Source organism: Flavobacterium sp. TR2 (assembly GCF_025252405.1).
GTDB lineage: Bacteria > Bacteroidota > Bacteroidia > Flavobacteriales > Flavobacteriaceae > Flavobacterium.
Map to the genome: position 1 here is coordinate 1,930,722 of NZ_CP104307.1, position 20,246 is coordinate 1,950,967.

The window sequence follows — 20,246 nt, forward strand, 5'->3', positions numbered from 1 at the left end:
TAAGATGCAGGGATGTATATTTGCAGAATTATTTTGAGTATGCAACTGCTTAAAATTCTGATAACACAAATCTAATTAAAATAAAATGAAAATATATCGCTTTGCAGTGGTTCTATGCCTGTTTTTTTTGTCTTGCAACCAAAAAAGTAAGGTTGAAAAAGAAGTCGAAGAAATTCTTGTTGATATTAAAGTAGAACGATTTGATAAAGTGTTTTTTGAAACCAAGCCCCAAGATCTTGCAAAAGTAAAAAAACAATATCCGTTTTTCTTTCCTGGTAACGATGATAATGTCTGGATTCAGAAAATGAATGATCCGATCTGGAGAGAAGTTTATGAAGAAGTTCAGAAAAAATACAGCAACTTTGAGCCTGTTCGTAAAGAGTTTAATGAACTTTTTCAGCACGTAAAATATTATTTTCCTAAAACTAAGATTCCTAAAGTAATTACAGTTATTGGAGAGATGGACTATAATGCAAAATCGATTTATGCAGATAGTCTTGTAGTTGTGGCTTTAGAATTGTATTTAGGAAAAGAGCATAAATTTTATGAGTTTCCAAATTATTTGAAGCAGAATTTTGAAGAAAGACAGATTATGCCAGATGTGGTTTCAAGTTTTTCTTATAGAAATATTCCAAATTCGATAGACAAAAGTTTAGTTGCTCAAATGGTTTTTGAAGGAAAACAGCTTTATGCAAAAGATTTGTTGATTCCAGAATACACCGATGCCGAAAAAATAGGATATACTCCAGAGCAGATCAAATGGTGTGAAGAAAATGAAGCCTATATGTGGCGTTATTTTATAGAAAATGAAATGCTTTATAGCGACGACCCAAAGTTGAGAGCGCGATTTATAGCTCCAGCACCTTTTTCTAAATTCTTTTTAGAAATAGATAACGATTCGCCAGGGCGAGTGGGAGCTTGGATTGGCTGGCAGATGGTGCGTTCTTATATGAAAAATAATAGTGATGTTTCTTTGGCTGAATTGTTTAAACTTGAGCCAAAAGAAATCTTCGAAAAATCAAAATATAAACCTAAGAAATAATGGCAAATATAAACTCAGAGATTAAATTTAATATAGAATTGGACGAAAACCGTGTTCCTGAAAAATTAACATGGAGCGCGCAAGATGGTGGAGTTCAAGCTGAAGAAGCAAAAGCGATTATGCTGTCAATTTGGGACAGCAAAGCAAAAGAAACCATGCGTATTGATTTGTGGACCAAAGATATGCCGGTAGACGAAATGAAAATTTTCTTCCACCAGACTTTAGTGGCGATGTCAGATACTTTTAAACGTGCAACAGATGACGAAAAGATGTCTGATACGATGAAAGATTTCTGTGATTACTTTGCAGAAAAACTCGAGCTTACAAAGTAAGAGGAACTTCAATATAAAAATTTTAAATCCCAATCTTAATTCCGAGACTTCGGAAGGAGTTTGGGATTCTTTGTTTTTTATTGTAAATTGTCTAGGTAAACCAAGTGATATGCTGTTTCCTTTTGTTGTAAGTCTTGTCGGATTATTTTTTTTACTTGCCAATGCGATAAGATTTGCTGTTACCTGCAGGAACAGAGATGAATTGTATCAAATTGTTACGGTTTATTTGGTTTTGCTGTTTGGTGTAGAATTGCTTTGCCATATTATCGGATTTCTTTATCCCAATTCCAATTTCTTCCTTTCGCATTATTATTTTATTTTTCAGTTTATTACGCTTAGCGTCTTTTTTTATAAAAGCTTTTCAAGTAAAATATTAAAGCAGATTATATTGGCTGTATTTATTTCGGTATTACTTTTTTTAGGGTATCAATACTATATGGAGCCTGTGCTTTATTGGGAGTTTAATCTGGTGGAAATAACTATAACTTCTGTCCCTTTGCTGTTTTATGCGGTCTATTTTATTGTGTCTAATTTAAAAACCGATAAACATAATTATTTCTATTTCTGCAACGGACTCATTATTTATGTGACAAGCAGTGCGGGCATTTTTTTGTCGGGCAATAGCGAGTCGATAATTTTTACAGAGCCATTTGTGCTCGATTTCTGGTTTTTTAATTCTCTTTTCTATATTCTGTATCAATTTTTGATTTATAAAGAATGGAGATCCTTAAATTTCAGGAGAAAAAGCAAGAAAAGGATCAATGAGAAATTTCAATAAAAAAATCCCAAATTCCAAGTTTGTTGCTGGAATTTGGGATTTAAGTTATTATGTGTTTTTAAAGTTAGAATTTAAATTTTAAAATTCTGAATTGTTTTTAAAAACTTCCTGATTCACTTGATCGATATAAGACAAAAGCTCTTCTTTTCCGATTGCTTCTGTAGATGAGGTTATGAAATACTGTGGCATTTCGGCCCAGTTGTTCGCAAACATCTGTTTTTTGTAAGCTGCTATATGCGAATCTATTTTTGTTTTGCTTATTTTATCTGCTTTTGTAAAAATAATGCAGAACGGAATTTCGCTTTCGCCCATATAAGACATAAATTCGATGTCGATATTTTGTGCTTCGTGGCGAATATCAATTAAAACAAAAGCGCAAACTAATTGTTCTCTGTTCTCGAAATAATCTGTAATGAACTTTTGAAAAATTGATTTTGTTTTCTTTGAAACTTTAGCGTAACCGTAACCCGGTAAATCGACCAAAAACCAATTGTTGTTGATTTTAAAGTGATTTATTAATTGAGTTTTTCCTGGTTTTCCAGATGTTTTGGCTAAATTTTTATTGTTGGTAAGCATATTGATCAAAGACGACTTGCCTACGTTTGATCTTCCTATAAAAGCATATTCCGGCAAAAATTCCTTCGGACATTTTGATGCGTCAGAATTGCTGACAATAAATTCGGCGGTGTTAATTTTCATATTCCTTCGTTTTAAAACCTCCTAAAAAGTAAATTTTTCATGGCTATAAATTCTTTTCAGTAAGCCATTTTTCAAGGACCTCATTAAATTCCTGAGGGTGTTCCATCATTGCTGCGTGTCCGCATTTGTCAATCCAATACAAATCAGAGTTTGGCAGTAATTTATGGAATTCTTCTGCTACATTTGGAGGCGTTACAGAATCATTTTTACCCCAAATAATGCAAGTTTGAACGTCCATTTTTGGCAAATCTTTAGCCATATTATGGCGAATCGCACTTTTTGCAATAGTCAAAGTTTTAATTAATTTGATGCGGTCGTTAGCTGTTGCGTACACTTCATCAATCAATTCGGGAGTTGCAATTTTTGGGTCATAAAATACATCTTCGGCTTTCTTTTTAATGTATTCATAATCGCCTCTTCTTGGGTAGCTGTCTCCCATTGCGCTTTCGTAAAGCCCAGAGCTTCCGGTAATTACAAGTCCGGCAACTTTTTCAGGATAAAGTTTTGTGTGGTATAAAGCAATATGTCCTCCAAGAGAATTTCCAAGAAGAATAACTTTGTCAAACCCTTTAAAAGTGATAAAGTCTTTTACGTATTTCGCAAAACTTTTTACGTTCGTTTTTAAAATACTTTGAGTATATATTGGCAAATCTGGAATAACAACTTTATATCCTTTTGTTGGGAAATATTGTGCTACACCATCAAAGTTACTTAGACCTCCCATTAAACCGTGTAGAATAACGATTGGAGTTCCTTCGCCAGCTTCAAAATAGCTGTATTTGCCTTCTTTTTTATAGTGTTTGTCCATCTAATGTAATGCCAATTTCAATTTCGACAAATATAGGGTTAATTAAACAAAAATGAATTTTTGATGCCATTTTTTAACTAGATAATTTGAGTAGAACTTGTAAATCGTTAAAAATCAGTAATTAAACGGTTTTTTGCGGAAATATTCAAATGTTAATAAATATGCATAATAATCAATTTTTTAAGAAAATTATAGCATAATTTTTTTGAATGAATAATGTATTTAAGATTCTGTTAATTAATAGTTAAGGTATTGATTGAATGTGAATTATAGAAAGTGGTAGTAAAGTGGTTAAACTTATTAACAAAGTGGTATAAAGTGGTAAAATGTGGTAATATTTTTTATATTTTTGCTGTATAACATGTTAACTAGTTTTTTTGAACACAATTGTTGGAACATATGAGTGTAAAGTCGATGCTAAAGGAAGGCTAATGATGCCTGCCCCTTTGAAAAAGCAGTTGACAGCCTCTCTTCAAGACGGATTTGTTTTGAAGCGTTCTGTTTTTCAGCCGTGTTTAGAATTGTATCCTATGGTAGAATGGGATGCGATGATGAAAAAAATCAACAAGCTAAATCGCTTTGTAAAAAAGAACAACGATTTCATTAGAAGGTTTACTGCTGGTGTTAAAGTAGTTGAGGTTGATGCATTAGGGAGATTGCTTGTTCCAAAAGATTTGGTAACGTTTGCAAGCATTTCTAAAGATGTGGTTTTTTCATCTGCGGTTAATATTGTGGAGATTTGGGATAAAGATTTATACGAGAAATCAATTAGCGGCGAAGATATGGATTTTGCAGATTTAGCCGAAGAAGTAATGGGAAATATTAATGACGACGAAGATGGAATATCATAATCCGGTTTTGCTTCATCCAACAGTAGATGGTTTAAATATTAAGCCAGACGGGGTGTATGTAGATGTTACGTTTGGAGGCGGTGGTCATTCAAAAGAGATTTTAAGAAGATTAGGGCCAAACGGAAGGCTATTTGCATTTGATCAAGACGAAGACGCGCTTGCCAATGCACTGCCAGATGAAAGGTTTACGCTGATAAATGAGAATTTTAGGTTCATAAAAAGATTTTTACGTTTTCACGGAGTAAAATCGGTAGATGGAATCTTGGCAGATTTAGGGGTTTCATCACATCAGTTTGATGTTCCTGAAAGAGGTTTTTCAACAAGATTTGATGCCGAGTTGGATATGCGGATGAGTCAAAGAAATGATTTAAATGCTTATCGGGTGGTTAACGAATATGAAGAACAGGATTTGCGTCGTGTTTTTTTTGATTATGGGGAGTTGAAAAACGCGCCGGTTCTGGCTAGAACAATTGTGGAAGCGAGAAGAGATTATCCGATCAAAACAACAGAAGAATTGAAAGAAGTTCTGAAAAAGTTTTTGCCAGAGAAAGTTCGAAACAAAGTATTGGCTCAAATTTATCAAGCGATCAGAATTGAGGTTAACCAAGAAATGGACGTTCTAAAAGAATTTATTGAGCAGTCATTGGAGGTTTTAAAGCCAGGAGGAAGGTTCTCAGTAATCTCTTATCATTCTTTAGAAGACCGTTTGGTGAAAAGGTTCATTAAAAACGGAATGTTTGAAGGAGAGCCAGAAAGAGATTTCTACGGAAACTTTTCAGTTCCGTTCAAAACTATCGGAAAACTGATTGTTCCAGATGATGAAGAAATCAAAATTAATAATAGGGCAAGAAGTGCCAAATTAAGAGTCGCAGAAAAGCTATAATATATATTAAGGTAGGAAATAATGAAAAGTGGCGTATTTAGCATATTAAAAGCAAGATTCCTGATTCATGAAGATGCAGTAAAAAACTGGCGATTTATTGTCTTTATAATTCTGCTGGCCATTTTGATGATTGCCAATACACAGCGATACGAACAGAAGGTTTTTGAGATCGCGAAATTAAATAATGATGTAAAAGAACTGAGATCCGAATTTGTTGACCGACGTTCAGAATTGATGAAGTTAAAAATGGAGTCAACTATTTCGGATAAAATGTTAGAAAAACAAATTTTCCCGTCGACAGTTCCTCCAGTGAAGATAGAAGTTGAAAAAGAAGAAGAAAAAAGTTTCTTTAAAAGAATATGGCAGTAGAAGATAAACATATATCCTACAGAATTTACCTCGTAGCAGTTTTCATCTTTTTGATGGCAATTGCTATTGTCGTTAAATTAACCAATATTCAGTGGGTTCAGGGTGATTATTACAGAAAACTGGCGAAACAGCGTACCGTAAGAAACTTTGTAATTCCGGCCAATAAAGGAAACATTTATTCTGCTGACGGCAGTTTATTGGCAACATCAATTCCGAATTACGAGATTCGTTTTGATGCTAAAGCGCCAAAAACAGAAACGTTTGAGAAATACGTAAAACCATTGTCAGATTCTCTGGCAACTGTTTTAAATAAGCCAAGCAGTTATTTTCAGAAAGAATTGCGAAAAGCGCGCGAAAACAAAAATCGTTACTATTTGATTGCGCGCAATTTAAGTTATACTGAATATGTGAAAATTAAAGGTTTTCCATTGTTCAATTTAGGAGCTTTTAAGGGCGGAATTATCATTGAGCAGGAAACGGTTAGAAAACACCCTATCGGAAAAATTGCTGAAAGAACTATTGGTTATGACCGAATTGATCCAGCAACTGGAATAGAAGTAGGAAAAGGAATTGAATGGGCTTTTAAAAGTTATCTGAACGGAAAAGACGGTAAAATTTTAAAGCAAAAAATAGCAAAAGGACAGTGGAAGCCAATTCGTGATGTAAACGAAGTTGATCCTATTGATGGTTACGATGTGATTTCGACTATAGATGTTTTTATTCAAGATATCGCGCACCATGCTTTGCTGAAACAGTTGGAAGATTATCAAGCAGACCACGGTTGTGTCGTAGTAATGGAAACGGAAACAGGTTATATAAAAGCGATTTCAAACTTAGGAAGAGCAGAAGATGGTTCTTATTACGAAACGACAAATTACGCGGTTGCTGAATCTCACGAACCGGGATCGACTTTTAAATTGGTCGATTTAATGGCGATTTTGGAAGATAAAGTAGCAGATACAAGTACAGTTTACAATAGTCAAGGAGGGGAAATCAGATATTATGGAAGAGCCGTTCGTGACTCGCATAAAGGGGGTTACGGTAAAGTTTCTTTAGCGCGCGGATTTGAGCTTTCTTCTAATACAGTAATGGTTCAGGCGGTTTACGATAATTACAAAAGCAACCCTTCCAAATTTGTAAATCATATTAACGACTTAGGCTTGAATAAGCCATTGGGATTGCATTTTAAAGGAGAAGGAAGGCCCTATATTCCGCAGCCAGGAGATAAACATTGGTCAGGGACAACGCTTCCGTGGATGGCATTTGGATATAACGTTTCGGTTACGCCAATGCAGACTCTAACCCTGTATAACGCAGTGGCAAATAATGGCGTAATGGTAAAACCGCAATTTGTATCAGAAATTAAAGAGTGGAATAAAACTATTAAAAAGTTTGATACAGAGGTGATTAATCCAAAAGTTTGTTCGCCAGAAACACTTAAAAAAGTGAAAGCGGTTTTGGCAAACGTGGTAAAAAAAGGGACGGGTTCTAAGTTGTATTCAAAAGATTTTTCTATGGCAGGAAAAACTGGAACGGCGATGGTAAATTATGGGAATGCAGGAAGAGCGGGAATGTATTATGCATCTTCTTTTGCGGGATATTTTCCAGCTGACCACCCAAAATATTCTTGTATTGTAGTGGTTCATAAACCAAATACGGCTAAGAATAACTATTATGGAGCCGACGTTGCAGGACCAGTTTTTAAAAGAATTGCGCAAAAGATTTTTACAGATGCGCCTTCGACAAATAAAATTAAAAAATTAGACACTAGAATTCCAAAGCAGGATGCTAGTTATGATAAATATACAGCTGAAGCTAATAAAAAGCTTAATCAGATTCCTAATTTGAAAGGAATGCCTGGAATGGACGCGATTGCTTTGCTGGAAAACTTAGGTTTGAAAGTAAAAGTAAATGGAATGGGGAAAGTGAAAAATCAATCGATTCAAGCTGGAACCAGTATAAGAAAAAACACAACAATTGTATTAGAATTATCGTGAAAGTATTAAAAGACATATTATATAAAGTAGCTATTGAGTCTGTAAAAGGTTCAACAGATGCGGCTATTCAGAAAATCGAGTTTGATTCACGTAAAATTGAAGCAAATGATGTTTTTGTAGCCATTCGAGGTTCGCTTTCAGATGGACATGATTATATTGAGAAAGCAATTCAGCTTGGGGCAAAAGCAATTATTTGCGATACGCTTCCGGCAAATACAATTGATGGTGTAACCTATATTCAAGTAAAAGATACCAACACGGCTTTGGCTTTTATGGCGGCTAATTATTTTGGAGATCCATCTGCAAAACTGAAATTAGTTGGCGTAACGGGAACGAATGGAAAAACGACGATTGCTTCATTATTGTTCCAATTGTTTGAAAAAGCAGGCTTTAAAGTTGGGTTATTGTCTACTGTAAAAATCGTAGTAGATAAAACGGAATATTCTGCAACACATACAACGCCAGATTCTTTGACTATTAATCATTATTTAAATGAAATGGCTAAAGCAGGGGTGACACATTGCTTTATGGAAGTAAGCTCGCATGGAATTCATCAGAAGCGTACGGAAGCTTTGCATTTTGTTGGTGGAATTTTCACGAATCTTTCTCATGACCATTTAGACTATCACCCAACATTTGCAGAATATAGAGATGTTAAAAAATCGTTTTTTGACTCACTTCCAAAATCAGCATTTGTGTTGTCTAATATTGATGACAAAAATGGTTCTGTAATGCTTCAGAATACGGTGGCAAAAAAGCTGACTTATGCGTTAAAATGTTACGCAGATTATAGAGCTCAGATTTTAGAAAGCCAATTGTCTGGACTGCTATTGAAAATTAACGATAATGAAGTTTGGGTAAAGCTGATCGGTACCTTCAACGCATACAATGTTTTAGCTATTTACGGAACGGCAGTAGAACTAGGAATTGATAGCCTTGAAGCGTTGCGCTTACTGTCTGATTTAGAAAGTGTTTCGGGACGTTTTCAGTATATCGTGTCAGATGGTGGAATCACAGCTGTTGTAGATTATGCGCATACGCCAGATGCATTGGAAAATGTTTTGAAAACGATAAACGATATTCGCACCAAAAATGAGCAGTTAATTACTGTTGTTGGCTGCGGAGGAAATCGTGATAAAACAAAACGCCCGATTATGGCTAAGATTGCTTCAGATTTAAGCGATAAAGCACTCTTGACATCGGATAATCCAAGAAATGAAGATCCAGAAGTTATTTTGGACGAAATGGAACAAGGAGTTGAGCCGCACAACTATAAAAAAATGCTAAGAATTACTGATCGAAAGCAGGCCATCAAAACCGCTTGTCAATTGGCTCAAGCAAAAGATATTATTCTAATTGCAGGCAAAGGGCACGAAACTTATCAGGAGATAAATGGTGTTCGTCATCATTTTGATGATATGGAAACAGTAAAAGAAATTTTAGAACAATTAAACAAATAACAATCAATTATTAAGTTCAAATACCACCAAAATGATTGGAATTTGGAATTTCAAAATTGGAATTTAAAAATAGAGAAATATGCTGTACTATTTATTTGAATATTTTGATAAAACATTGGACATTCCTGGAACAGGGGTTTTCCAGTACATCACATTTAGATCAGCTTTGGCATTTATGCTTTCGTTGCTTTTGTCGACTATTTATGGTAAAAGGGTAATTAACTTTTTGCGTCGCCAGCAAGTAGGGGAAACAGTTCGTGAACTTGGTCTTGCGGGTCAGAATGAGAAAGCTGGTACGCCAACAATGGGAGGACTGATTATCATTTTTGCCACTTTGGTTCCAGTTTTATTATTCGCTAGACTGCATAATATTTACATTGTTTTGCTGATTGTAACGACATTATGGATGGGAACAATTGGTTTTGTTGACGATTACATCAAAATATTCAAAAAAGATAAGCAAGGGTTAAAAGGGATTTTTAAAGTTATTGGTCAAGTTGGTCTTGGGATCATTGTTGGCGCAGTTCTTTATTTTAATCCTGCCGTTACCGTTAGAACAGATACAGGTCGTACAGATGTATTTAAGACTGCGGCAAATTCAACAGTTATTGTGCCTGCGGGAGTTGAAGAAAAATCTACAGCAACTACAATTCCTTTCGTGAAAAACAACGAATTTGATTACGCCGAAGTATTGTCTTTTATGGGTGATGGATATGAAAAATGGGCGTGGTTGATATTTATTCCAGTGGTAATTTTCATTATTACTGCAGTATCAAATGGAGCCAATTTAACAGATGGGATCGATGGACTCGCAGCGGGAACCTCCGCAATATCCGTCCTCGCGCTCGGGATATTCACATTTGTTTCTGGTAATATTATTTTTTCAAATTATCTGAACATCATGTATATCCCCAATTCGGGAGAAATGACGGTCTTTATATCGGCCTTTGTGGGAGCTCTTATCGGATTCCTTTGGTATAATTCGTACCCGGCTTCTGTTTTTATGGGAGATACTGGAAGTTTAACCATTGGAGGAATCATTGCGGTACTGGCAATTGCGGTTCGTAAAGAAATATTAATTGTTCTTTTCTGCGGAATTTTCTTGGCAGAAAGCGCCTCAGTAATCATTCAGGTAACTTATTTTAAATATACCAAAAAACGTTTTGGTGAAGGACGAAGAATTTTTCTGATGTCGCCGCTTCACCATCATTATCAGAAAAAAGGATACCACGAAAGTAAAATCGTAACCCGTTTCTGGATTGTTGCTGTAATGTTAGCCATATTATCAATCATTACTTTAAAACTAAGATAGATGAGGCTAGTTGTACTTGGAGGAGGAGAAAGCGGAGTTGGAACTGCGATTCTCGGTAAGAAACAAGGATATGATGTTTTTGTATCCGATTTTGGAAAAATAAAGGAAAGTTATAAAGAAGTTCTTATCATTAATAAAATAGCTTGGGAAGAGGAGCAGCATACAGAAGATTTGATTCTAAATGCAGATGTGGTGATGAAAAGCCCAGGAATTCCAGATAAATCTCCGATAGTAAAAAAGCTGGTTGCGGCAGGAGTAAAGGTAATTTCGGAAATCGAATTTGCGATGCCTTACACAGAAGCAATGACCATCGGAATTACAGGAAGTAATGGTAAAACAACCACCACAATGCTGACGCACCACTTGCTAAAATACGCAGGATTGAATGTAGGATTGGGTGGAAATATCGGAAAAAGCTTTGCCTGGCAGGTGGCAGAAAATAAATACGATGCATACGTTCTTGAATTAAGCAGTTTTCAGTTAGACGGAATAATAAATTATCGACCCGATATTGCCATAATAACCAATATTAGTCCAGACCATTTAGATCGATATGAATATAAATATGAAAATTATATCAATTCGAAGTTCCGAATAACGATGAACCAGACTGAAAATGATTATCTCATTTACGATGCAGATGATGAAGCAAGTACAGAATGGTTAAAAAAGAACAAAACAAAAGCAAAACTAATTCCTTTTTCATTGACGAAAAAATTTGATGAAGGGGCTTCTATAAATAACAACAAAATGGAAATAAAGATTAACCAAGAAGAGTTTACAATGGATACAGAACACATTGCGTTAGAAGGAAAACATAATATGAAAAACGCGATGGCAGCAAGCTCTGTGGCGAAATTGATGCAGATTAGAAATGCAACAATCCGCGAAAGTTTATCTAATTTCCAAGGTGTTGAGCACCGTTTAGAAAAAGTATTAAAAATACAAAACGTTCAATATATCAACGATTCAAAAGCGACAAACGTAAACGCTACTTTCTTTGCTTTAGATAGTATGAATGCACCAACAGTATGGATTGTTGGAGGTGTAGATAAAGGAAACGATTACAACGAATTGATGTCATTGGTTCGCGAAAAAGTAAAAGCCATTATCTGTCTAGGAATCGATAACCGCAAAATTATCGATGCTTTTGGAAACGTTGTTGATATTATGGTTGAAGTAAACAATATGAATGACGCAGTAAAAACTGCCCAAAGATTAACAGAAAAAGGCGATGTAGTTTTATTGTCTCCAGCTTGCGCGAGTTTCGATTTATTCGAAAACTACGAAGATCGTGGAAAACAATTTAAACAAGCGGTTCACAACCTGTAAAAATAGTTTCAGGTTTCAAGTTTCACGTTAGGAGGAACTTGAAACTTGAAACAAAGAAAACCTGAAACAAAACTGAAAGAATTATGAAAGAGCTGGTTAACAAATTAAAAGGAGATAGAGTAATATGGTCATTTGTGGCTTTATTGGCTTTGTTTTCGTTTATGCCTGTTTTTAGTGCGAGTAGTAATTTGGCTTATATAGGTCATGGTACAGGGAACACGTTGGGGTATTTGGTAAAACACTTGGCTCATATATGTATCGGATTCTTGATTATTTATTGGGTTCATCGCGTTCCGTATCACTATTTTAGAGCAATTTCTAAAATTGCGCTTCCAGTAGTTTGGATTTTATTGATCTACACACTTTTAAAAGGAACCGTAATTGCAGGAGCAAATGCAAGCCGTTGGATTCAAGTTCCCTTTATCGGGATCACATTTCAGACTTCCACGTTGGCAGCAATTGTTTTGTTTATTTATGTGGCACGTTATTTATCAAAAACAAAAGAAGAAAATGAGCCTTTTCAGACTTCATTAATTCAGCTTTGGATTCCAGTATTTATAACATTAGTGCTGATATTGCCAGCGAACTTTTCGACGACAGCGTTGATTTTTTCAATGGTTTTAATGTTGACATTTATTGGAAAATATCCATTAAAATATATTGCTTTTATCATTGGTTCAGGAATTGCAATGTTGGCATTTTTCCTTTTGGTGGCAAAAGCTTTTCCAGAGTCAAGATTTTTTAGCAGGGTTTCAACTTGGGAAAGCCGTATTACGAACTTTACAACGGATAAGCCCGATGAAGATGATTATCAGATTGAAAAAGCAAAAATTGCAATTGCCTCTGGAAAACTAGGCGGTTTGGGACCGGGAAAAAGTGTTCAGAAGAACTTTTTGCCACAATCTTCTTCCGATTTTATTTATGCCATTATTGTGGAAGAATATGGTTTGGTAGGTGGTGTTTCGATAGTGATTCTTTATTTATTGCTTTTGTTCCGATTTGTAATTGCTTCTCATAAAGCGCCTACTTTATTTGGAAAATTAGTCGTCGTTGGCGTAGGATTTCCGATGATATTTCAGGCAATGATCAATATGGCGGTTGCTGTAGAATTATTGCCAGTAACAGGACAAACGCTTCCGCTGATTAGTAGTGGGGGAAGTTCAATTTGGATGACTTGTCTTGGGCTTGGAATTATCATTAGCGTGACGAAAAAAGAAGAAGAAATCGCTGAAGAAAAATTAGAAAAAGAAAAACGAAAAGAAGCTTTACAGCGATTGATTGATAAAGAATTGGCAGAAGATGATGTGATTCCTGAAGAGATATATGATGAAGAGCCAGCCTATTCGATAGAAGATAATTCGAGAAACCCAATGAATGCGGTTTTGAACAAATAAATTTAAAATATAATAATTTTTTAAAAAGTTGTAATTTTTAGAGAGATGACAAAGTATAAATTCATACTTAGCGGAGGAGGAACAGGAGGACATATCTATCCTGCGATTGCAATTGCAAATGAATTAAAATTACAATTTCCTGATGCAGAATTTCTTTTTGTGGGTGCCAAAGATAAAATGGAAATGCAAAAAGTGCCTCAGGCAGGTTATGAAATAAAAGGTCTTTGGATTGCAGGTTTGCAGCGAAAACTGACTTTACAAAATTTAATGTTTCCGCTTAAACTGGCAAGCAGTTTATTGGAGTCAAAAAGAATTATTAAGAAGTTTAAGCCAAATGTAGTAATTGGAACGGGTGGTTTTGCCAGCGGACCTTTGTTGCAAGCGGCAGGTTCGGCAGGAATTCCGACAGTAGTGCAAGAGCAAAATTCGTATCCAGGAATTACAAATAAATTGTTGAGTAAAAAAGCCAATGCAATTTGTGTGGCATATCAAAATCTAGAGCGTTTTTTTCCGAAAGAAAAAATTGTTTTAACTGGAAATCCGGTTCGTCAGGATTTAATTGATATTGAAAGCAAGCGTGATGAAGCAATTGCTTTCTATGGTTTGGATCCGAATAAGAAAACATTGTTGGTTCTTGGGGGAAGTTTAGGAGCGAGAAGAATCAATCAGTTAATCGAGAAAGAACTGCAAAATTTTCTTTCGCAAGACGTGCAGGTAATCTGGCAATGCGGAAAATTATATTTTGAAGAATATAAAAAATACAATCAGCCAAACGTGAAAGTGGTCGATTTTATTGAAAGAATGGATTTTGTTTACGCAGCATCAGATGTCATAATTTCACGTGCAGGTGCTTCATCAGTGTCAGAATTATGCATTGTTGGAAAACCAGTGATTTTTATTCCGTCACCCAATGTAGCTGAGGATCACCAAACTAAAAATGCTCAGGCGATTGTAGATGAAAAAGGAGCGATTTTGTTGAAAGAATCTGATCTTGACAGTCAGTTTAGCATTGTTTTTGAAGCGCTGCTGAAAGATTCTGGAAAACAGAAACAGTTAAGTGATAATATTAAAAAACTGGCCAAACCAAAAGCTACGCAAGATATTGTAGCGGAAATTGTGAAGTTAATTCGTTAAGCTTTAAGCAGTAAGCAATAGGCTATAAGCTTAAAGCAAAAAAAAGAATAAAAATACAATAGAGATAAAGGCAAAGGTAGGAAAAGCCTAAAGCTTAAGGCCTACAGCTTAAAGCAAAAAAAGAAAAAGAAATGAATTTAAATCAAATACAAAACGTTTATTTTATTGGTATCGGAGGTATCGGAATGAGTGCTCTGGCTCGTTATTTCAAGTTTATTGGAAAACAAGTTTCAGGCTACGATAAGACGCCTTCTATGCTGACTAATGAATTGATTGAAAGTGGTATAGATATTCATTTTGAAGACAATATTAATTTGATTCCAAGTGATTATTACGTTGAAAATACGCTTGTAATCTATACGCCGGCAGTTCCAAAAACACATTCTGAGTGGAATTATTTTATTGAAAGAAATTACGAAGTAAAAAAACGTGCTGAAGTTCTTGGAATCATTACCAAAGATACTTTCTGTTTTGCTGTCGCGGGAACGCACGGAAAAACGACAACGTCAAGTATTCTTGGTCATATTCTGTTTCAGAGTGGTGCCGATGTAACTGCGTTTATTGGAGGAATTGTAGAGAACTATAATTCAAATCTGATAGGAAGCGGTAAAACCGTGACAGTGGTGGAGGCTGATGAATTTGATAGATCATTCTTGCATTTACACCCAAATATTGCTTGTGTAACTTCTATGGATGCAGATCATTTGGATATCTATGGGACTAGCGATGCTATTCAAGCTTCATTTAGAGAATTTGCTTCAAAAGTAGAAGATAAAAATAATCTCTTTATAACCAAAGAATTGCCTTTAGATGGTGTTCAATGTGCTATAAATGAGGATGCTGTATACAAGGCATATAACGTTCGTATTGAAGATGGGGCCTATGTTTTTGATGTTCAGACACCATCAGAAATCATGAAGGATTTACGTTTCGGACTGCCTGGAAAGCACAATTTAATGAATGGATTGATGGCTATTGCGATGGCAAAAACTTTCGGCACCCCGACCGATTCTATTGCAAAAGCCATTGCTTCATTCAACGGAATCAGAAGACGTTTTTCGTATCAGATTAAGAGCGAAAATTTAGTATATATTGATGATTATGCACATCATCCGACAGAGATAAATGCTGTTCATCAGGCAGTTAGAGAGTTGTATCCTGGACGTAAGGTATTGGCAATTTTCCAGCCGCATTTATTTAGCAGAACGAGAGATTTTGTTGACGGATTTGCAGAAAGCTTATCGCGGTTTGATGAAGTGTTTTTGATGGATATTTACCCTGCAAGAGAGCTTCCTATGGAAGGAGTGACTTCTGAGTGGCTTTTGGGTAAAATGACAAATTCGAATAAAAAAATTGTTGCAAAAGAAGATTTATTAGGTGAAATCAAAGCCAGTGATGCGCCTATTATTGTAACAATTGGAGCTGGTGATCTGGGAGAAATGGTTCCTTCAATTAAAAAGATTTTAAATGAAAATATTTAATTGGACAAATATTAGATTAGTACTTATTTTCGGACTGGTTTTGTTTTTGTATTCTTTCGCGCAGCATCGAAATGGCGATCGAAAATTGAAAAAATCTATGGTCGTTTTTGTAGGAGAAAATACGCTTTTTGTGAAGCCGGAAACGGTTAATAAATTGTTGATAGAAAATAAAAGAGACGCTTCCAGTATTAGAAAAGATGAAGTAGATTTGAATAAGATAGAGAAAACCCTCGATACGCAAGAGATGATTGAGAAGTCAAATGTTTTTGTAAGTATTGATGGAGTTCTAAAAGCAGTAGTAAAACAGAAGACGCCCATAGCAAGAGTTTATGATGGCGGCGCTTCTTTTTATATTGACTATGAGGGTAATAAAATGCCTTTGTCAGACAATTTCACTGCGCGAGTTCCTCTTGTTTCAGGGGCAATAAATGAAAAAAATAACGAAGATTTAGCAGCTTTATTTCGCACAATTTATGACGATGCGTTTTTGAAAAAAAACATCATTGCTATAGAGATTATGCCGAATGGAAGCTTAAAAATGTTTAATCGTAACTATGATTACTTCATAGATTTTGGAAGAACGATGAATGTTGATAAGAAATTTAGAAACTATAAAGCCTTCTTTCAAAAAGCAGTTTTAGATAGTTCGTTATACAAATACAAAAAAATTGACCTTAGGTTTACGGAACAAGTAGTTTGCACTAAATAATAGAAAATGGAAAAAGATAACATTGCAGTAGGTCTAGATATTGGAACAACCAAAATCGTTGCCATGATTGGCAAAAAAAATGAATATGGTAAGTTGGAGATTTTGGGCATTGGTAAATCCAAAAGTTTGGGTGTTGCCAGAGGAGTAGTAAACAACATTACGCAGACGATTCAATCGATACAACAAGCGATAATCGAAGCAGAAAATAATTCAGGATACAAAATAAAAGATGTTGTTGTGGGTATTGCCGGACAGCACATCAGAAGTATTCAGCATACCGATTACATTAGCAGAAATAATCCTGAGGAAGTAATAGGCGAAAAAGATATTCAGCTCCTAATCGATCAGGTAAACAAACTGGCGATGCTACCGGGAGAAGAAATTATACACGTTTTACCGCAAGAATTCAAAATCGATGGGCAATCTGAAATTAAAGAGCCAATCGGAATGTATGGCGGAAGACTAGAATCTAGTTTTCACGTGGTGGTTGGACAAGCATCTTCAATCAGAAATGTTGGAAGATGTATTCAGAGTTCAGGAATAGAATTGTCTGGTTTAACATTAGAGCCATTAGCTTCGGCTGATGCAGTTTTAAGTCAGGAAGAAAAAGAAGCTGGTGTTGCGCTTATCGATATTGGAGGCGGAACAACAGATTTGGCTATTTTCAAAGATGGCATCATTCGTCATACTGCCGTAATTCCTTTTGGAGGAAATGTAATTACAGATGATATTAAAGAAGGATGTTCGATTATCGAAAAACAAGCTGAGCTTTTAAAAATAAAATTCGGATCTGCTTGGCCAGGAGAAAATAAAGACAATGAAATTGTTTCTATTCCTGGTTTAAGAGGAAGAGAGCCAAAAGAAATTTCGCTTAAAAACCTATCAAAAATTATTCACGCGAGAGTAGTGGAGATTGTAGAGCAGGTTTTTGCAGAAATTAAAGCTTATGGACACGAAGACCCTCGTAAAAAGCTTATTGCCGGAATCGTATTGACAGGTGGTGGTGCTCAATTAAAACACATTAAACAGCTGGTAGAATACATTACAGGAATGGATACTAGAATTGGTTATCCGAACGAGCATTTGGCAGGTAACTCTAGTGAAGAAATCTCTAGCCCATTATTTGCAACTGCTGTGGGATTAGTAATGAACAGTATCGAAAACAGTTCGCAAAGTGCCGTTAGAATGGAAATGGTTCAAGAACAGCCAAAAATTGTTTACAGAACAGCTCCTCCAGTACAGCGATACGAAGTTGAAGAAAACTACGTTGAGAAAGTAGAAACCATTGAAGAACCTAGAGAAACCGTAAGTCAAAAGGTGCCTAAAAATGAATCTACTGAAACTAAAATAAGAAGATCATTTTTTGATCGATATGTCGACAAAATCAAAGAATTTTTAGACAACGCAGAATAATAAAAAGAGAAGGATTATTTCTTGCCCCAAGTCAAGAAGTAAAAAATGTACTTAATAAGAATTTCAAAAAACCAAAAAGATGATGAGCAACTCAGAATTTGGAAGTATTTCATTTGATTTACCAAAAAATCAATCAAATGTAATCAAAGTAATAGGTGTAGGTGGGGGCGGAAGTAACGCTATTAACCACATGTTCAAACAAGGTATTAAAGGCGTAGATTTTATCGTTTGTAATACCGATTCGCAAGCGCTTCAAAATAGTTCAGTACCGAATAAGATTCAGTTAGGAGTTAATTTAACTGAAGGATTGGGAGCAGGAGCAAATCCAGACGTTGGACAGCAGTCGGCTATCGAAAGTATTTCGGATATTGAAAAAATGTTGGATAAAAATACTAAGATGGTATTCATTACTGCTGGTATGGGTGGAGGAACTGGAACTGGTGCAGCTCCGGTAATTGCTCAATTGGCAAAAGAAAGAGAAATATTAACAGTTGGTATCGTGACAATTCCGTTTCAATTTGAAGGGAAAGTGCGTCAGGAGCAGGCAATAATTGGAATTGAGAAATTGCGTAAGCAAGTCGATTCTTTAATTGTAATCAACAATAATAAATTAAGAGAAGTATACGGAAATCTTGGTTTTAAAGCAGGATTCTCTAAAGCGGATGAAGTTTTGGCAACAGCCTCTAGAGGTATTGCTGAAGTAATTACGCACCATTATACTCAAAATATCGATTTACGTGACGCAAAAACTGTTTTGGCTAACAGCGGTACTGCGATCATGGGATCTTCTGTGGCTGAAGGAGACAACAGAGCTAAAGATGCTATTGTTTCTGCGTTAGATTCTCCATTGTTAAATGACAATAAAATTACGGGTGCCAAAAACGTATTGTTGCTTATCGTTTCTGGAACTAATGAGATTACTCTTGATGAAATTGGAGAAATCAACGACCACATTCAAGCCGAAGCTGGTTACAACGCAAATATTATCATGGGAGTTGGTGAAGACGAAACTCTTGGTGAGGCAATTGCGGTAACTATTATTGCTACAGGTTTTGATGTAGAACAGCAAAATGAAATTGTAAATACAGAACCAAAAAAAATAATTCATACGTTAGAAGATGAGCAGAGAAGTGTTCATAATTTAACAAACAAACCACTTGCTTCTTTCGACTTAACTGTTGATACGCCTACAGCAAAAGTTGAAGATAAAGTTGTTTTTGATTTGATGGATGATGATGAAACATTTACTCCGACTCCAGTTCAAGCTGTTGCTCCAGCAATCAATCAGGAGGAGTTAGTGGTGATGTCTGAGTTTATTAAAAACTTAGATGTGACTTTCGAAATTGTTTCGCCAATTACAGATATCGATTTTACAATCTCTGCACCTGAAACGCCGGTTCAGCAAGTACAGCAGCCGCCAGTGCAGCAGCAAAGAGTTTTTGAAAGAGAAGAGCAAACAACTTTTTCTTTTGATCTTCCGCTGTTTAAACAAGAGCCTGCGAGAAGAGAACCAGTTGTTGAAGATAATAGAGTTTTGTTTGAATTAACAAATGAAACTCGTGATATCAAAGTAAACGATCCAGTTCAATTTGTTCCTGTAACTGAAGTTTCAGACAATGGCATCATCAAATATTCTCTAGAAGAATATATGGAAGTTGAAAATGATTTATTGGCTTCTAAACCTGTAGAAAAAGTAATTGAAGATACAATTCCTGAAGAATTAAACATTACTTTGAAACCAAGAGTAGATTTTGCTAGCCAGCCTGATATCACAACAACTTCTGAAGTTTCTCCTTTAGAATTAACTATTGAAGAAACATTACGGTTAAGAGCTGAAGAAAGAAGAAAGAAACTAAAAGAATTTAACTATAAATTCCATAACAATGTTTCTAGAATTGATGAGTTGGAAAAAGAGCCTGCTTACAAAAGATTAGGAATAGATTTGTCTAATTCACAGTCTAATAACACAAATTCTAGAATTTCTGTTGGAACAGATAGTAATAATGATCTGCAACTGCGTTCAAACAATTCATTTTTGCACGATAACGTAGATTAATTTTAAAATCATAATATTTGGTAACCCGAAAATTGGATTTAATTTTCGGGTTATTTTTTTTATCTTCGCACAGAATTTCAAAATTTGACTTCCTAAATAGGTTTTTAAAGTGAATTTTATTGTCACCCTGAGCGAAGTCGAAGGATCAAAATAATAGATCAATTAATAGGCAATAGCTTATTCAAATAAAATATAA

18 protein-coding genes are annotated in these 20,246 nt (G+C 35.3%); 15 read left to right on the forward strand and 3 right to left on the reverse strand.

All coding sequences use genetic code 11. The features are described 5' to 3' along the window. The first annotated feature begins 85 nt into the window (after window positions 1–85). Together gldB and gldC are read left to right on the forward strand one after the other, a co-directional pair. Window positions 86–1,042 carry a gliding motility lipoprotein GldB gene (gene gldB, locus N4T20_RS08750; protein WP_260672652.1) on the forward strand — a complete coding sequence of 319 codons (957 nt, stop codon included), beginning with the start codon at window positions 86–88 and terminating at the stop codon, window positions 1,040–1,042. Beyond that, complete coding sequence (gldC, locus tag N4T20_RS08755; RefSeq protein WP_008467164.1) at window positions 1,042–1,374, forward strand: gliding motility protein GldC; 333 nt, start codon at window positions 1,042–1,044, stop codon at window positions 1,372–1,374. The genes gldB and gldC overlap by 1 nt, the downstream gene beginning before the upstream one ends. 151 nt (window positions 1,375–1,525) lie before the next feature. Here gldC and N4T20_RS08760 read toward each other — a convergent pair whose 3' ends face one another. From N4T20_RS08760 to N4T20_RS08770, 3 genes are all read right to left on the reverse strand, one after another. After that, window positions 1,526–1,681: a hypothetical protein gene (locus tag N4T20_RS08760; protein WP_260672653.1), complete on the reverse strand. Its 156-nt coding sequence runs from the start codon at window positions 1,679–1,681 to the stop codon at window positions 1,526–1,528. A 549-nt stretch (window positions 1,682–2,230) separates the two neighbouring features. Beyond that, the gene (gene yihA, locus N4T20_RS08765; protein WP_260672654.1) at window positions 2,231–2,851 is read right to left on the reverse strand and encodes a ribosome biogenesis GTP-binding protein YihA/YsxC; all 621 of its coding nucleotides are present in this window, start codon (window positions 2,849–2,851) and stop codon (window positions 2,231–2,233) included. Between the two features lie 43 nt (window positions 2,852–2,894). Further along, window positions 2,895–3,659 (reverse strand): alpha/beta fold hydrolase, encoded by a 765-nt coding sequence (locus N4T20_RS08770; RefSeq protein WP_260672655.1) that lies wholly within the window; start codon window positions 3,657–3,659, stop codon window positions 2,895–2,897. A 377-nt stretch (window positions 3,660–4,036) separates the two neighbouring features. On the opposite strand from N4T20_RS08770, the gene N4T20_RS08775 reads away from it, so the two are divergent. From N4T20_RS08775 to ftsZ, 13 genes are all read left to right on the forward strand, one after another. Beyond that, the gene (locus N4T20_RS08775) at window positions 4,037–4,510 is read left to right on the forward strand and encodes a division/cell wall cluster transcriptional repressor MraZ (RefSeq protein ID WP_035691746.1); all 474 of its coding nucleotides are present in this window, start codon (window positions 4,037–4,039) and stop codon (window positions 4,508–4,510) included. Further along, the gene (gene rsmH, locus N4T20_RS08780; RefSeq protein WP_260672656.1) at window positions 4,485–5,393 is read left to right on the forward strand and encodes a 16S rRNA (cytosine(1402)-N(4))-methyltransferase RsmH; all 909 of its coding nucleotides are present in this window, start codon (window positions 4,485–4,487) and stop codon (window positions 5,391–5,393) included. Before N4T20_RS08775 ends, rsmH begins: the two co-directional genes overlap by 26 nt. 21 nt (window positions 5,394–5,414) lie before the next feature. Continuing rightward, window positions 5,415–5,762, forward strand: coding sequence for an FtsL-like putative cell division protein (locus tag N4T20_RS08785; RefSeq protein ID WP_260672657.1), 348 nt, complete (start codon window positions 5,415–5,417; stop codon window positions 5,760–5,762). Further along, on the forward strand, window positions 5,753–7,759 hold the full coding sequence (locus tag N4T20_RS08790; protein WP_260672658.1) for a penicillin-binding protein: 2,007 nt from the start codon (window positions 5,753–5,755) through the stop codon (window positions 7,757–7,759). Before N4T20_RS08785 ends, N4T20_RS08790 begins: the two co-directional genes overlap by 10 nt. Next, complete coding sequence (locus tag N4T20_RS08795) at window positions 7,756–9,219, forward strand: UDP-N-acetylmuramoyl-L-alanyl-D-glutamate--2,6-diaminopimelate ligase (RefSeq protein WP_260672659.1); 1,464 nt, start codon at window positions 7,756–7,758, stop codon at window positions 9,217–9,219. Before N4T20_RS08790 ends, N4T20_RS08795 begins: the two co-directional genes overlap by 4 nt. Before the next feature lie 79 nt (window positions 9,220–9,298). Continuing rightward, window positions 9,299–10,531, forward strand: a complete 1,233-nt coding sequence (gene mraY, locus N4T20_RS08800; RefSeq protein ID WP_260672660.1) for a phospho-N-acetylmuramoyl-pentapeptide-transferase — start codon at window positions 9,299–9,301, stop codon at window positions 10,529–10,531. Further along, complete coding sequence (gene murD, locus N4T20_RS08805) at window positions 10,532–11,863, forward strand: UDP-N-acetylmuramoyl-L-alanine--D-glutamate ligase (RefSeq protein ID WP_260672661.1); 1,332 nt, start codon at window positions 10,532–10,534, stop codon at window positions 11,861–11,863. 83 nt (window positions 11,864–11,946) lie between these two features. Further along, complete coding sequence (locus N4T20_RS08810; protein ID WP_260672662.1) at window positions 11,947–13,257, forward strand: FtsW/RodA/SpoVE family cell cycle protein; 1,311 nt, start codon at window positions 11,947–11,949, stop codon at window positions 13,255–13,257. A 45-nt stretch (window positions 13,258–13,302) separates the two neighbouring features. Continuing rightward, a complete protein-coding gene (gene murG, locus N4T20_RS08815; RefSeq protein WP_260672663.1) occupies window positions 13,303–14,391 on the forward strand; it encodes an undecaprenyldiphospho-muramoylpentapeptide beta-N-acetylglucosaminyltransferase in 1,089 nt (362 codons plus the stop codon). Between the two features lie 131 nt (window positions 14,392–14,522). Then, window positions 14,523–15,872, forward strand: coding sequence for a UDP-N-acetylmuramate--L-alanine ligase (gene murC, locus N4T20_RS08820; protein WP_260672664.1), 1,350 nt, complete (start codon window positions 14,523–14,525; stop codon window positions 15,870–15,872). Continuing rightward, window positions 15,859–16,581 carry a cell division protein FtsQ/DivIB gene (locus tag N4T20_RS08825; protein WP_260672665.1) on the forward strand — a complete coding sequence of 241 codons (723 nt, stop codon included), beginning with the start codon at window positions 15,859–15,861 and terminating at the stop codon, window positions 16,579–16,581. The genes murC and N4T20_RS08825 overlap by 14 nt, the downstream gene beginning before the upstream one ends. 6 nt (window positions 16,582–16,587) lie before the next feature. Then, on the forward strand, window positions 16,588–17,994 hold the full coding sequence (ftsA, locus tag N4T20_RS08830; RefSeq protein WP_260672666.1) for a cell division protein FtsA: 1,407 nt from the start codon (window positions 16,588–16,590) through the stop codon (window positions 17,992–17,994). A 79-nt stretch (window positions 17,995–18,073) separates the two neighbouring features. Further along, window positions 18,074–20,050: a cell division protein FtsZ gene (gene ftsZ / locus N4T20_RS08835; RefSeq protein ID WP_260672667.1), complete on the forward strand. Its 1,977-nt coding sequence runs from the start codon at window positions 18,074–18,076 to the stop codon at window positions 20,048–20,050. Window positions 20,051–20,246: the final 196 nt, after the last annotated feature.

Excerpts from the sequence above, each read along its gene's own strand:
- gldB (WP_260672652.1), top strand. The coding sequence starts at position 86 with ATGAAAATATATCGCTTTGCAGTGGTTCTATGCCTGTTTTTTTTGTCT.
- gldC (WP_008467164.1), top strand. The coding sequence starts at position 1,042 with ATGGCAAATATAAACTCAGAGATTAAATTTAATATAGAATTGGACGAA.
- N4T20_RS08760 (WP_260672653.1), bottom strand. The coding sequence starts at position 1,681 with ATGCGAAAGGAAGAAATTGGAATTGGGATAAAGAAATCCGATAATATG.
- yihA (WP_260672654.1), bottom strand. The coding sequence starts at position 2,851 with ATGAAAATTAACACCGCCGAATTTATTGTCAGCAATTCTGACGCATCA.
- N4T20_RS08770 (WP_260672655.1), bottom strand. The coding sequence starts at position 3,659 with ATGGACAAACACTATAAAAAAGAAGGCAAATACAGCTATTTTGAAGCT.
- rsmH (WP_260672656.1), top strand. The coding sequence starts at position 4,485 with ATGACGACGAAGATGGAATATCATAATCCGGTTTTGCTTCATCCAACA.
- N4T20_RS08785 (WP_260672657.1), top strand. The coding sequence starts at position 5,415 with ATGAAAAGTGGCGTATTTAGCATATTAAAAGCAAGATTCCTGATTCAT.
- N4T20_RS08790 (WP_260672658.1), top strand. The coding sequence starts at position 5,753 with ATGGCAGTAGAAGATAAACATATATCCTACAGAATTTACCTCGTAGCA.
- mraY (WP_260672660.1), top strand. The coding sequence starts at position 9,299 with ATGCTGTACTATTTATTTGAATATTTTGATAAAACATTGGACATTCCT.
- murD (WP_260672661.1), top strand. The coding sequence starts at position 10,532 with ATGAGGCTAGTTGTACTTGGAGGAGGAGAAAGCGGAGTTGGAACTGCG.
- N4T20_RS08810 (WP_260672662.1), top strand. The coding sequence starts at position 11,947 with ATGAAAGAGCTGGTTAACAAATTAAAAGGAGATAGAGTAATATGGTCA.
- murG (WP_260672663.1), top strand. The coding sequence starts at position 13,303 with ATGACAAAGTATAAATTCATACTTAGCGGAGGAGGAACAGGAGGACAT.
- murC (WP_260672664.1), top strand. The coding sequence starts at position 14,523 with ATGAATTTAAATCAAATACAAAACGTTTATTTTATTGGTATCGGAGGT.
- N4T20_RS08825 (WP_260672665.1), top strand. The coding sequence starts at position 15,859 with ATGAAAATATTTAATTGGACAAATATTAGATTAGTACTTATTTTCGGA.
- ftsA (WP_260672666.1), top strand. The coding sequence starts at position 16,588 with ATGGAAAAAGATAACATTGCAGTAGGTCTAGATATTGGAACAACCAAA.
- ftsZ (WP_260672667.1), top strand. The coding sequence starts at position 18,074 with ATGATGAGCAACTCAGAATTTGGAAGTATTTCATTTGATTTACCAAAA.